Consider the following 12,866-nt stretch of genomic DNA (forward strand, 5'->3'; position numbering starts at 1 on the left):
TCTGAAGCGCTTGGGCATCCGGTCTCTCACACTAGCGAGTTGCGTTTTGCCATCTCGATAAGTTCTACCAAGGTTCTGGTTTTCAGTTTTTGCATCAGTCGCGTTTTGTAGGTGCTGACGGTTTTGTTACTGAGAAACATACCCTTGGCGATTTCCTTGTTGGAACGCCCTTGTGCAAACAATTGCAACACCATCAGTTCACGGTCATTGACCAACTTGAACAGCTCCAGCTCACTGGTCTGCCCATCTTCACGCACCGCACACGTCAATGCCTGGCTGGGAAAGTAATTGTAGCCGGATAATACTGCTTTCACCGAACTGAGCAATTCGCTTAGATCTTCCTGTTTGCAGACATAACCGGAAGCACCCGATTGCATGCAGCGAATCGCAAACAGATTGGGGGTCTGCGAAGTCAGCACCAGAATCTTGGACGACAGCCCCATCGTGTTGAAGCGGGCCAGCACTTCAAGCCCGTCGAGCTTGGGGATGCTGATGTCGAGGATGATCAGGTCGGGCATGCATTCGCGAACCATTTGCATCGCGTCGACACCGTTATCGGTTTCGCCGACCACTTCATAATTCTCGTTTTCCAGAAGCATTCTTACAGCCATCCGGATAACCGGGTGGTCGTCGATGATAAAAACTGAGTTCATATTCCATTCCATAACAAGCGGCGAATAAAGCGCGCACCTTAGCTCAGATGTTCGGGCAGGCACATAAAGAGACTTGCTCAACAGACATATATAGGAAAAGTCCTGCAATAATTAGCGTATCGGAGTACGTAAAAGCCTACGCAGAACACAAGTGTGTTTAAACGTTAACGCGTTGTTCAGCGGGGCAGGGGGTTATGATGACCGGGTTGTTTATTACTTTCTGGAATCATCACTCATGTTTAACGTTGATTTCCTACGATTCCAAACGTGAATTCATAACCGTCATGATCATTTATCGGTGGCGTGCAGGTAGTTGTTGTGCGCTATCGAGTCAGGCTCACGGGGGATCAGGCCGGAACGCGTTCCAGCAGACGGCGCAGGTCAGGACCGTGCAGGGGTTTGCTCAGACAACCCAGCAATGGCAGGTCGCGATGCATGGCCAGTTGCCGCAGGTTTTCAAGCTGTGCATCGGGCACGCCGCTGAGAAGAATGGCCTGGCGCAGCAGCCCTTGCCGCGATGCTTCACTGATCAGGTCGATGCCCGGCATGTCTGGCAGGCACTGATCACAGAGCAGAAGCCCGTATGGCTCCGGGCTGCGCTGCATCGCACTCATGGCCTCCGCTGCGGTGAGTGCGGGGGTGAGCAGGAAGTAGCCCTGGTTATTGAGCAGCACCTGGGTGGCGATCAGTTGAAAGGGGTGGTCCTCCACCAACAGGATGCGCAGGCTGTGTTTGGACATGAGTTTTCCGGAATGGCCCTGGCAAGGCGTTCAGGCACCGGCAGACGGCATACACGCCGGCAAATGTCGCAGGCATACGGATGACGTGCCGATGCGGCAGTTGAAGTGGCTGGAATTATTGAGGGATGCAAGAAAAGCTGCGATAGGACCCGTCTGACAAGCATGTAGGGCTTGTCTGAGTTTTCAGGTCGGGGCACTCTGGCCCGCCAAACGGCTGATGCTGTTCAGCCATTCGGCGGGCCGATGGAGCGTGTATTTACCCGGAGCGGCCGGTCATTTCCCGTGCCATTTCACTGGCGTAACTGTCGGTCATGCCCGCGATGAAGTCGATCATGCGCAAGAAAGACGCATGCAATGACGCTTTGGGGTCGGGCGCGCTGTTGCCCAGCAGGTCGAGGATACGGCGGTGCTTGAAAGACGGTGTTCTGCCGCCGAACTGCTCGACCGCTGCCCCGCAAAACGCATTGAGCAGGATTTCCAGCGTGGTGTACGCGCCGATTTCGTGCAGCGTCTTGCGCTTGTCCTGGAAGATCTTCTTGCGCGCCATGTCCTTTGCGTTCAGCACGCAGCGTTTGGCCGGGCCATGCATGTGCTCGACCAGATCACCGGGCAGGGTACCGGCAAGCAGTGCGTCCTGTTGCTCGACGAACGCCCGGGCCGCCGCATTGGTCAGGTGCTCAATGGCCTTGCCCCGCAGGATGGCCAGCTTGCGCCGGCGTGAATCGCCCGGCCCCAGTTGCCGATAGGTTTCCGGCAGGTCATCACCGACCAGCCCGAGCAGCAGTGACTCGACTTCCGAGTAGTCGAGCAGGTCCATCTCCAGGCCGTCTTCCAGGTCGATCAGGGCATAGCAGATGTCGTCGGCAGCTTCCATCAGGTAGACCAGCGGATGACGTGCCCAACGCTGTTCTTCAAGCTGCGGCAGACCGAGCTTGCCGGCAATCTGCTCAAGGATCGGCAATTCGCTCTGGTAGCAGCCGAACTTGTGTTTCTTGTAGCCCAGCGAATCGGCGTGACGGGCCGTCCACGGGTATTTGAGGTAGGTGCCCAGGGTGGCGTAAGTCAGGCGGGTGCCGCCGTCGAACTGGTGATATTCCAGCTGCGTCAGCACGCGGAAGCCCTGCGCGTTGCCTTCGAAATTGAGGAAGTCGTTGCGCTCGGTTTCGCTCATTGCGTCGAGCCAGCCGCGCCCGGCGGCCTGGTTGAACCAGTTGCGAATGGCATCTTCGCCGGAGTGGCCGAAGGGCGGGTTACCGATATCGTGAGCCAGGCAGGCGGACTGCACGACCATGCCCAGGTCGCTGGGGTCGCACCAGTCGGGCAGGGCGGAGCGCAGTGTTTCGCCGACACGCATGCCCAGCGACCGGCCGACACAGCTGACTTCCAGCGAGTGGGTCAGGCGTGTATGGATATGGTCATTGCTGGACACCGGGTGAACCTGTGTCTTGCGGCCCAGGCGGCGGAACGCCCCGGAGAAGATGATGCGGTCGTGGTCCTTGTGGAATGGACTGCGCCCGAGCTCTTCGGGGCTGTGCAGGGTCTTGCCGAGTCGTTCGCGGTTAAGCAGGGTTTGCCAATCCAAGGAGGTCGCTCCGTCAATAATTGTCGCCTAGCTTCCCGGTTCGCCAGGCGTGCCGCAAGGCCTTGAATCGTGACAACCGGAAACAGGTCTCGTTAAAAAGCAAATGCCCGCCCCGGAATCCGGGGCGGGCATGTGCATTCATGCAAGCTTGAGTCATGCAAAACCGCAGGCGATCAGAGTCTGCGGTTGCGATTCTGCAGGGCACGGCTCTGCATGGCCACCTTGACCAGCGGCGTCAGGGTGATGCCCAGCTTCAACAGGCGACCGAGCAGGCTGGTGCGACCGGTCTTGGCGCGCTTGCCACTCAGAAAGCCCAGCAGGGCGACCGAGCCCACTCCCCAGAGCGGCGCGTGGCGAAAGCCCAATGCGCTTTTCCAGTCATGGCGAATGCCCCGAAAACGTTGCAACGGCTGCAGCAGCTGCGTCGATTCGTGGCGTATTTCCTGGCGATGCATCTCCATGCGCAAGCGGATCAACGCTTTGCGCAATTCGCGACGGGTATTGCTCTGGTGCGATTTGGGTTCACTCATGGCATCAATCGCTCACGGTCATTGGCCAGTTCTTCGAGGGTCGCGTGGAACGGCGACGATTCGTCGAAGATAGCTGCCTTCAGGCGCAGTCCACAGAAGACCGCGGCCAGAAAGTAGAACGTACACAGGCCGACGATACCGGCCAGTCGGTAGCTGTCCCACAGCACGATCAGCAGCAAGGCCGAAAGCCCGGTCAGCAACAGCAGACCGAAAACCAGAGCCAGGCCTGCAAACAGCAACAGGCTGACCGTACGTGCTTTCTGCTCCTGCAACTCGATGCCGAACAGTTCGACGTGGGTGTGCAACAGGCCAAGGAATGCAGCGCCGAGGCGCCGCGGTGAAGAGCCCGGGGTCCCCTCGGGCGTGGCAGATTCCGTTCCCAGAGTCATGATGTTAGCGCCTTGTGGCCAGCAGGCCGATCAGAAAGCCGACACCTGCGGCGATACCGACTGACTGCCAGGGGTTGTTCTGAACGTAATCTTCGGTAGCGACCACGGCCGCTTCACCGCGCTCGCGAAGCGAGTCTTCAGTGGTTTTCAGCGTTTCCTTGGCACGCAGCAGGCTCTCACGGATCTGGGCACGCAGTTCATCAGCCTGCTCACCTGCCAGGGACGCGGTGTGCGCCAGCAGCTTTTCAGTATCGGCAACCAGTACCTGGAAGTCGGCTCTCAGGATTTCCTGAGCATTCTGTGCGGTTTCGCGAGCCATGATTTTCTCCGTTTGGGTAGCGTATGGATGTTTCGAGTACAGGGCATTCCTGAAGGTTCACTTCGATTGTCGTATCGTGCCTGATCAGGCCGCCCACTGCCGCTGCACCTTACTCCAAAAGCGGGCGGCAAGAAAAACCGTAACGACTGGACGAATTGGGGGGTTCCGTATTTCTGGCCATTGGCTATGCTCCACACGCGTGAGCACAGGCATGGCATGCACAGATGAGCGCAATGGGCTGAATGGAGAGAGGCATGGAGCGGCTGTATTCCCTGCAGGGGCTCAGGGGCGTCGCCGTACTGGGTGTGGTGTTGTTTCACATGATGTCGGTCGAGAGCAAGTTTTCCGGAGGGGATATTCTCCTGCCGCCGCTGCTCGATTTTTTTCAGTTGGGTGTCGATCTTTTTTTCGTCATCAGCGGATTCGTGATGGTGATTGTCAGCCGTGGCCGTTTTCAGAGCGGCCTCGAGGCCCGGCGCTTCCTGTTCAATCGGGTGTCGCGGATTTACCCCACGTACTGGCTGTACTTTTTCATCACCCTGGCGGTATTTCTGGTGCAGCCGGGGATGGTCAACAGCGGGCACGGTTCGTCGAATCTGCTCATGTCCTTCCTCCTGCTGCCCAATGACAAGGTGCTGCTGGTGATGGTCGCCTGGTCACTGCTCTTCGAACTGTGGTTCTACGTGATGTTTTCGGGTTTTCTGCTGTTTCGCGAGCGCGGTCTGCCGCTTCTGCTGGGCGGCTGGGCACTGATCATTATTGCGTTCAATGCGCTGGCGGACTGGCAGGACTATTCACCCGCACTGAAAATCATCCTGCACCCTTATGCCCTCGAGTTCATCCTCGGCGCGGCGCTGGCACTGTTCTTCTATGGACGCCATAGCGCCCGCATGCCGACGTCTGCCGTGTGCGCCTTGTTGGGTGTTGCGCTGCTGGTGGCTGTGCCACTGATCGGGATCTACCGGCTTTACGACAGTCAGGGTTTATTGCGCATGCTCATGGTCGGCGGCACATTCGGCACGCTGGTGCTGACCCTGGCCTTGCTGGAGCGCCGCAAGCGGCTCGTCGTGCCGGGTTTTCTGGTCGCCGTCGGGGACATGTCCTACACGATTTACCTATCTCATCTGCTGGTGCTCGGCGTGATCGGTCGGGTCTGGAGTCAGGTCGGGGCCTGGCCGGAGAGCTATCTGGACAACCTTTTTTTCGCCGTACTGATGATGGCCGCGGCAGTCTGTTATGGCTGGGTCGGTTACCGCTGTTTCGAGAAGCCGGTGCTGGACCGCGCCAATGCGTTCAGCAAGACGCATTTCCGGGTGTCGACGTGATACTGCGGTGGGCCTAGAATCAGTGCTCGGTTGTCACGTATTCGCCGAGGATCCATTCATGCCACCCGAATGCCAGCTTTTAAGCACCGTGGGATGCCCGTTGTGTGAGGCCGCCGAAGCGGTGCTGCAACCGCTCGCGATTGAACATGGCTTGCTGGTCGAGCTGATAGACATCAGCGAAGATGAGCGGCTGTTCGAGCGTTACGAGTTGCGCGTCCCTGTGTTGCGCCGTGTCGACACGGGCGACGAACTGGAGTGGCCGTTTGAAGTGCCGCAGGTTGTTTCGTTTCTCAGCCATTAGGCTCTTTCTCCACTTCAGGCTTTGCGCGCATTGAATATCGACACCCGTATCAAGTTTCGGCATCTGGTCTGCTTTCTCGAAGTGGCTCGGCAGGGCAGTCTGGCGCGGGCATCCGACGCGTTGGCGATCAGTCAGCCTGCGTTGTCCAAAAGCCTCAAGGAGCTGGAAACCCTTCTCGCGACTTCGCTGTTTGTGCGCAGCAAAAGCGGTGCGGCGCTGACCGAGGCCGGGGTTGCGTTCATGCGTTTCGCCGGCCCCAGCGTGCAGTCATTGCGTGACGGGGTCAGCAGCTTGCGTTCGGGTGAGCACGACACGGTCACGGCCAGGCTGGGCGTGCTGTCCACTGCCGAGAGCCAGTTGGTGCCCGACGTCATTCACCGGCTGCACGAGCGCCACCCGGCTTTGATCGTCAGTGTCATGACCGGCCCGAGTGCCTATCTGTTGTCGCAACTGAGGGTCGGAGAGCTGGACCTTGTGGTCGGGCGAATGACGGACAGCCCGCAGATACAGGGGCTGACGTTTGAGCATCTGTACAACGAGTCCATGACGCTGGTGGTGCGCAACGACCACTCGCTGCTGGCTGCGCCCCTCAGGCCTGAAAGCCTTGAGCAGTTTCCGCTGGTGTTGCCGCTGGCGGGCACCACCATTCGCAAGTTCGCCGACAGCCTGTTTGTGCAATGTGGCATTCGGATGCCACGCCAGCGGCTGGAAACCCTGTCGCTGACCCTGAGCCGTCGTTACGTGCAATGCAGCGATGCGATCTGGATTGCGCCGCTGGATGCCGTGTCGCTGGAGTTGAAAGGTGGCACGCTGGTCGAACTGGACATGGGCATTCGTGAACCGGGCGGCTCGGTGGGGTTGTGCAGCAATCCGGCTTTGCCGCTGACCCGCGCCGCGCAGTGGTGCGTGGATGAATTACGAGCGGTCGGTGAGGCTTATCGGGAAGGGCAGTATGCATAACCATATGGTTATGGATCGCAGGTTTTATTTCAGTTCTCCATAAGCATGGATCGCGCGACACTTCGCCACAGCCTGTAGCGCAAGTGACTGACGCTCGCGCGCCCATAAGAAAAACAAGGAGAACGCCATGTCTGCTGCGGACAACAGCCGCTTCGTCATTCGTGACCGAAACTGGCACCCCAAAGCCCTGACGCCCGACTACAAGACCTCGATCCTGCGTTCACCACGCCAGGCGCTGGTCAGTATTCCGCAATCCATTTCCGAAACCACCGGCCCTGATTTCTCGCACTTGACGTTCGGCCAGCATGACAATGACCTGCTGCTCAACTTCAATAATGGCGGGCTGCCCATCGGCGAGCGCATCCTGATTGCCGGCCGGGTCTGTGATCAGTACGGCAAGCCGATCCCTCATACGCTGGTGGAAATCTGGCAGGCCAATGCCGGCGGTCGCTATCGTCACAAGCGCGACGCTTATCTGGCCCCCATCGACCCTAATTTCGGCGGCGTCGGACGAGCGTTGACCGACAGCGAAGGCCATTACAGCTTCCGCACCGTCAAGCCCGGGCCGTACCCGTGGCGCAACGGCCCCAACGACTGGCGTCCGGCGCATGTTCATGTGTCGATCAGCGGCCCGTCGATTGCCACACGGCTGATCACGCAGTTGTATTTCGAAGGTGATCCGTTGATTCCTATCTGCCCGATCGTCAAGGCCATCGCCAACCCGGACGCCGTCCAGAGCCTGATCGCCCGGCTTGACCTGGCCCTGGGCAACCCGATGGATTGCCTGGCGTACCGCTTTGATATCGTTCTGCGCGGTCAGCGCAAGACTCACTTCGAAAACTGCTGAGGAGGCCGACATGCCCGTTCAACTGCTGCAGGAAACCCCCTCGCAGACCGCAGGTCCTTACGTTCACATCGGTCTGGCACCGCAAGTGGCCGGCAACCCGACCCGCGAGCTGGAGATCTGGAACGAGATGGCCCGGCCTGACGCGCCAGGCGAACACATCGTACTGCTGGGCAATGTCTTCGACGGCAATGGTCATCTGATCCGTGATGCGTACCTGGAGTTCTGGCAGGCCGACCCTGAAGGCCGGTATCACAACGAATTTCACCCGGACCGCCCGTTCAACGGCTTTGGCCGCACCGCAACCACCGACGACGGGCAATGGATACTGAAGACCCTCAAGCCGGGCTCGGTGCGCAATGCGGCGGGGGTGCCGATGGCGGCCCATATCAACGTCTCGCTGTTTGCCCGCGGCATCAATATTCATCTGCAGACGCGGGTGTATTTCGATGATGAAGCGCAGGCCAATGCGCAGGACCCGGTGCTGAACCTGATCGAGCAGCCAGCTCGTCGCGAAACCCTGATTGCACGACGTTGCACGCACGATGGCCAGACGGCTTATCGCTTCGACATTCGCGTGCAGGGTGATGACGAGACGGTGTTTTTCGATTTCTGAAGCAATGTGCGTGCGTTTCACGGCGCCTGCACCGGCAGGCGACCTTATAAAAATAAAAGGACACCTTCATGACGCTTTCAGCCAGCGGGCCTGTGACAGGCACGCTCGACGTACAGGCTTTTATCAACGCGCAACCGTTGTCGGGGTATCAGTGGCGAGTGGTCGCCCTGTGTTTTCTGATCGTGTTCCTCGACGGTCTCGATACCGCTGCGATGGGCTTTATCGCTCCCGCACTCAGCCAGGATTGGGGAATCGACCGCGCGAGCCTGGGGCCGGTGATGAGCGCCGCGCTGATCGGTATGGTCTTCGGTGCGCTGGGTTCCGGGCCGCTGGCGGACCGTTTCGGCCGCAAAGTGGTGCTGGTGGTCGCCGTGTTTTTGTTCGGCGTGTTCAGTCTGGCGTCCGCGTACAGCAACACGATCGACCAACTGCTGGTATTGCGGCTGTTGACCGGGCTGGGGCTCGGCGCAGCGATGCCCAACGCGACCACGCTGCTGTCCGAATACACCCCGGAGCGGCTCAAGTCGCTGCTGGTCACCAGCATGTTCTGTGGTTTCAATCTGGGCATGGCCTGCGGCGGTTTCGTGTCGGCCAAGCTGATCCCCAGCATGGGCTGGCACAGCTTGCTGATGCTCGGCGGCATCCTGCCTCTGATACTGGCGGTGGTGCTGATGGTCTGGCTGCCGGAGTCAGCGCGTTTTCTGGTGGTACACCATCGGGGGGCCGAACGGATTCGCAAGGTACTCGCGCCGATTGCACCAAAAGCACTGGCCGGCGTGACCGCGTTCAGCGTTCCCGAGCAAAAAACCGTCAGCAGCCGCAATGTCCTGAAAGTGATCTTTTCCGGCACCTACAGTGCGGGCACATTGCTGTTGTGGCTGACCTATTTCATGGGCCTGGTGATCGTCTACCTGCTGACCAGCTGGCTGCCGACCCTGATGCGTGACAGCGGCGCAAGCATGGAGCAGTCGGCGTTCATCGGCGCGCTGTTCCAGTTCGGCGGCGTGTTGAGTGCGGTGGGTGTTGGCTGGGCGATGGACCGTTACAATCCGCACAAGGTAATTGGCGTCGCGTATGCGCTGGCCGGTGTGTTCGCGTACCTGGTCGGGCAGAGCCTGGGGAATGTCGCTGTGCTGGCTACGCTGGTGCTGGTGGCAGGCATGTGCATCAACGGCGCGCAGTCGGCGATGCCATCGCTGGCAGCACGTTTCTACCCCACACAGGGGCGCGCCACCGGGGTGTCGTGGATGCTCGGGATCGGTCGTTTCGGTGCCATTCTCGGTGCCTGGGCCGGTGCCACTTTGCTGGGCCTGGGCTGGAGCTTCGAGCAAGTACTCACCGCGCTGGTGGTTCCGGCGGCCGTGGCTGCGGTGGCGATCCTGATCAAGGGCTGGGTCAGTCATTCCGACGCCACCTGAAACTTTTCAATCTGGAGCGGCGACGTGAACAGACCGGGTAATCAACTTTTCGATGCCTATTTCACCCAGGCGGACATGCGTCAGGTTTTCTCTGATCAAGGCCGGGTGCAGGGCATGCTCGACTTCGAGGCTGCCCTGGCCCGTGCGCAGGCGCGGGTCGGCCTGATCCCCTCAGGCGTGGTGGCCGATATCGAGCAAGCCTGCCGCGCCGAACTGTTCGATTTCGACGAGTTGGCCATCGCCATCGGCAGCGCCGGCAATTCGGCGATTCCGCTGGTCAAGGCACTGGGCAGGCAGATTGCCGCGCACAGCCCGGAGGCCGAGCGCTATGTTCACATGGGCGCGACCAGCCAGGATGTCATGGACAGCGGGTTGGTGCTGCAACTGCGCCAGGCAATCGTTTTGCTCGAGCGCGATCTCGCGCAACTGGCCCAGGCGCTGGCGGAACAGGCGCAGCGCCATGCCGGCACGCCGCTGGCCGGGCGCACCTGGTTACAGCAAGCCACGCCCGTCACGCTGGGCATGAAAATCGCCGGCTGGCTGGGCGCTGTCACGCGTCATCGACAACGCCTGAGCGAGATCAAGCCACGCCTGCTGTGCCTGCAATTCGGCGGCGCATCCGGCAGCCTTGCCGCGCTGGGCGATCAGGCTTTCCCGGTCGCAGAGGCGCTGGCAAGGGAGTTGCAGCTGGAGCTGCCCGAGCAACCCTGGCACACCCAGCGGGACCGGCTGGTGGAGTTTGCCAGCCTGCTGGGCATGATCGCGGGCAGCCTCGGCAAGCTGGGGCGCGACGTCAGCCTGTTGATGCAGACCGAAGTAGGCGAAGTCTTTGAGCCTTCCGCACCGGGCAAAGGCGGTTCTTCGACCATGCCGCACAAGCGTAATCCGGTCGGTGCTGCGGTGATGATCGGTGCAGCCACCCGGGCACCGGGGCTGGTCGCGACGATGCTGGCGGCCATGCCGCAAGAGCACGAGCGCAGTCTGGGCCTGTGGCATGCCGAATGGGAAACCCTGCCCGAACTCTGCTGCCTGGTGTCCGGCTCGTTGCAGCAGGCGTTGCAGGTGATACCCGGGTTGCAGGTTGACGCCGAGCGCATGCGGGTCAATCTTGAATCCACTCAGGGGCTGGTGCTGGCCGAAGCGGTGAGCATTGCGCTGGCTCAGCGCATCGGCCGCGACGCTGCCCATCATCTGATCGAACAATGCTGTCGTCGCGCGGTGGAGCAGGGGGCGCATTTGCGTCAGGTGCTCGGTGAAAACCCGCAGGTCAGCGAGCAACTGTCTTCCGACGCGCTGGATCGCCTGCTCGATCCGGCCCATTACCTTGGCCAGGCCCGACTGTGGGTCAAACGTGCCGTGGCTGAACACACAAGGATTTCCCGATGACCGAAGACGAACGCTACGAAGCCGGCATGCAAGTGCGGCGCGCTGTGCTGGGCGATACGCACGTTGATAACAGCCTGAGCAAGCTGACGCCGTTCAACGAAGAGTTTCAGGAAATGATCACCCGCCATGCCTGGGGTGATATCTGGACCCGGCCAGGCTTGCCGCGCCACACCCGTAGCCTGATCACTATTGCCATGCTGATCGGCATGAACCGCGAGGGCGAGTTGCGCCTGCACCTCAAAGCTGCAAAAAACAACGGCGTGACCCGAGAAGAAATCAAGGAAGTGCTGATGCAGAGCGCGATCTACTGTGGCATCCCGGCGGCGAACGCGACGTTTCACTTGGCCGAGGCGGTGTGGGACGAGATGGGCGTGGAGTCGTTGAAGGAGGGGTGAGAAATCGCAGAACCGCTGTGTGACGCGGAGCGTCGGCACGATAGTCAGAAAAAGCCGCCGCAGCCCTCAGGGCTGTGGCGGCTTTTTGCTGATCAGAGCAACGACAGCGGGTAGCTGACAATCACGCGGTTTTCGTCGAACTGATTGGTGCTGTAGTCGCGGCGCATGGTCGAGTTGCGCCATTTGAGTGTCAGGTTTTTGAAGGCGCCGCTCTGGAACACATACGCCAGCTCGGTTTCCCGAGCCCACTCTTCGCCGTCGGTAATGGCACCGGTGTGGACGTTTTCGCCGCTGATGTAGCGGTTCATCAGGGTCAGGCCGGGTGTGCCAAGCGCCGCGAAATCATAGTCGTGACGCAACTGCCAGGATTTTTCCCGGGCGTTATCGAAGCTGGAGTTGTAGCTGTCGTTGGCCAGTGTGCCGCCGCTGGTGCCGTTGACCCGCATCCAGGCGCTGTCGCCGCTGACTTTCTGCAGGCCCACGTAGAACGTGTTGCCGCCGTGTTTTGCAGAGAGCAGGGCGGACCAGGTCTTGTTGTCCAGATCGCCGGCCAGTGACTGGCCATCGTCCTTGCCCTGGAAGTAACCGAGGTTGGCGCCCAGCGTCCAGCTGCCCAGGGGCTGGCTGTGCAACAGGTTGAAATACTGCTGGTGGTAAATGTCTTCGAGTTGGGCGTACCACACCCCGACCTGGGTGCGTTTTTCATTGAAAAGGTACTCGCCGCCGCCGAAATTGAAACGGTCGGAGGTGAACGCTGCGCGGCCATTCAGGGACATGTCTTCCATGCTCGCGTCGTTGCGCGGGCTGTTGCCGCGGAACTGGCCGCCGTACAGGGTCAGGTTGTCGATCTCTTTAGAAGTGATCTGCCCGCCTTGAAACGTTTGCGGCAGCGACCGACCGTCATCGGAGCGCAGGATTGGCAACACGGGCATCCATTCTCCGACCTTGAGTTCGGTTTTCGAGAAGCGCGCCTTGCCTGCCACCGCCAGCCGACCAAAGTCGTCGGCCGGGCGTCCGTCACTGTGGATCGGCAACAATTGCGTGCCACCGGTGCCTTTGCCGCCGTCGAGCTTGAGCGAGTAAAGCCCCAATGCGTCGACGCCGAAGCCTACCGTGCCTTGGGTGAAACCGGAGCGGGCATCGAGAATGAAGTTTTGTGTCCATTCTTCGGCGTAGTTCTGCGCGTTGGCCGGGTCCACGAAGTTGCGGTTGATGTAGAAGTTGCGTACGTTCAAATTGACCTTGGCGTCATCGACAAACCCGGCGGCGTGGCTGGCTATCGGTGTCAGGGTCGCAGCGATGGCCGCAGAAAGACCGCAAACGATTTTGCAAGAGGGATTCAAGCGCATGGAACTGACCTTTTTTGTAGTTATTGAGTCGTTGTAGCTGGTTGCGATATTGAAATGCC

The 12,866-nt window shown here is 60.1% G+C and carries 15 protein-coding genes; 8 read left to right on the forward strand and 7 right to left on the reverse strand.

What is annotated here, in order from left to right:
• Nucleotides 1-26 precede the first annotated feature (26 nt).
• From BW686_RS12180 to BW686_RS12205, 6 genes are all read right to left on the reverse strand, one after another.
• Nucleotides 27-653, reverse strand: coding sequence for a response regulator transcription factor (locus tag BW686_RS12180; protein ID WP_179149254.1), 627 nt, complete (start codon nucleotides 651-653; stop codon nucleotides 27-29).
• A gap of 347 nt (nucleotides 654-1,000) precedes the next feature.
• On the reverse strand, nucleotides 1,001-1,393 hold the full coding sequence (locus tag BW686_RS12185; protein WP_084917025.1) for a response regulator: 393 nt from the start codon (nucleotides 1,391-1,393) through the stop codon (nucleotides 1,001-1,003).
• Nucleotides 1,394-1,649: 256 nt separating this feature from the next.
• Entirely contained in the window at nucleotides 1,650-2,975 is a 1,326-nt protein-coding gene (locus tag BW686_RS12190; protein WP_084917028.1) for a deoxyguanosinetriphosphate triphosphohydrolase, read from the reverse strand.
• Nucleotides 2,976-3,148: 173 nt separating this feature from the next.
• Nucleotides 3,149-3,505 (reverse strand): hypothetical protein, encoded by a 357-nt coding sequence (locus tag BW686_RS12195; protein ID WP_084917030.1) that lies wholly within the window; start codon nucleotides 3,503-3,505, stop codon nucleotides 3,149-3,151.
• Entirely contained in the window at nucleotides 3,502-3,894 is a 393-nt protein-coding gene (locus BW686_RS12200; protein ID WP_005893548.1) for a phage holin family protein, read from the reverse strand. The genes BW686_RS12195 and BW686_RS12200 overlap by 4 nt, the downstream gene beginning before the upstream one ends.
• Nucleotides 3,895-3,898: 4 nt before the next feature.
• Nucleotides 3,899-4,213 (reverse strand): DUF883 family protein, encoded by a 315-nt coding sequence (locus BW686_RS12205; protein WP_084917033.1) that lies wholly within the window; start codon nucleotides 4,211-4,213, stop codon nucleotides 3,899-3,901.
• A 254-nt stretch (nucleotides 4,214-4,467) separates the two neighbouring features.
• On the opposite strand from BW686_RS12205, the gene BW686_RS12210 reads away from it, so the two are divergent.
• The 8 genes from BW686_RS12210 to pcaC all read left to right on the forward strand — a co-directional run bounded on the left by BW686_RS12210 (nucleotide 4,468) and on the right by pcaC (nucleotide 11,458).
• Entirely contained in the window at nucleotides 4,468-5,538 is a 1,071-nt protein-coding gene (locus BW686_RS12210; protein WP_084917035.1) for an acyltransferase family protein, read from the forward strand.
• A 58-nt stretch (nucleotides 5,539-5,596) separates the two neighbouring features.
• Nucleotides 5,597-5,839 carry a glutaredoxin family protein gene (locus BW686_RS12215; protein WP_084917036.1) on the forward strand — a complete coding sequence of 81 codons (243 nt, stop codon included), beginning with the start codon at nucleotides 5,597-5,599 and terminating at the stop codon, nucleotides 5,837-5,839.
• Between the two features lie 30 nt (nucleotides 5,840-5,869).
• Nucleotides 5,870-6,799 carry a pca operon transcription factor PcaQ gene (pcaQ, locus tag BW686_RS12220; RefSeq protein WP_084917037.1) on the forward strand — a complete coding sequence of 310 codons (930 nt, stop codon included), beginning with the start codon at nucleotides 5,870-5,872 and terminating at the stop codon, nucleotides 6,797-6,799.
• Nucleotides 6,800-6,926: 127 nt separating this feature from the next.
• Nucleotides 6,927-7,646 carry a protocatechuate 3,4-dioxygenase subunit beta gene (gene pcaH, locus BW686_RS12225; RefSeq protein ID WP_084917039.1) on the forward strand — a complete coding sequence of 240 codons (720 nt, stop codon included), beginning with the start codon at nucleotides 6,927-6,929 and terminating at the stop codon, nucleotides 7,644-7,646.
• A 10-nt stretch (nucleotides 7,647-7,656) separates the two neighbouring features.
• Nucleotides 7,657-8,259, forward strand: coding sequence for a protocatechuate 3,4-dioxygenase subunit alpha (gene pcaG / locus BW686_RS12230; protein WP_084917040.1), 603 nt, complete (start codon nucleotides 7,657-7,659; stop codon nucleotides 8,257-8,259).
• A gap of 68 nt (nucleotides 8,260-8,327) precedes the next feature.
• Nucleotides 8,328-9,677, forward strand: a complete 1,350-nt coding sequence (locus BW686_RS12235; protein ID WP_084917041.1) for an MFS transporter — start codon at nucleotides 8,328-8,330, stop codon at nucleotides 9,675-9,677.
• Between the two features lie 24 nt (nucleotides 9,678-9,701).
• Complete coding sequence (locus tag BW686_RS12240; RefSeq protein WP_084917042.1) at nucleotides 9,702-11,063, forward strand: 3-carboxy-cis,cis-muconate cycloisomerase; 1,362 nt, start codon at nucleotides 9,702-9,704, stop codon at nucleotides 11,061-11,063.
• The gene (pcaC, locus tag BW686_RS12245) at nucleotides 11,060-11,458 is read left to right on the forward strand and encodes a 4-carboxymuconolactone decarboxylase (protein ID WP_024644887.1); all 399 of its coding nucleotides are present in this window, start codon (nucleotides 11,060-11,062) and stop codon (nucleotides 11,456-11,458) included. The genes BW686_RS12240 and pcaC overlap by 4 nt, the downstream gene beginning before the upstream one ends.
• A 92-nt stretch (nucleotides 11,459-11,550) precedes the next feature.
• Here pcaC and BW686_RS12250 read toward each other — a convergent pair whose 3' ends face one another.
• Nucleotides 11,551-12,807 (reverse strand): OprD family porin, encoded by a 1,257-nt coding sequence (locus tag BW686_RS12250; RefSeq protein ID WP_084917043.1) that lies wholly within the window; start codon nucleotides 12,805-12,807, stop codon nucleotides 11,551-11,553.
• Nucleotides 12,808-12,866: the final 59 nt, after the last annotated feature.

This window comes from Pseudomonas syringae (assembly GCF_002157375.1).
Lineage (GTDB): Bacteria > Pseudomonadota > Gammaproteobacteria > Pseudomonadales > Pseudomonadaceae > Aquipseudomonas > Aquipseudomonas syringae_T.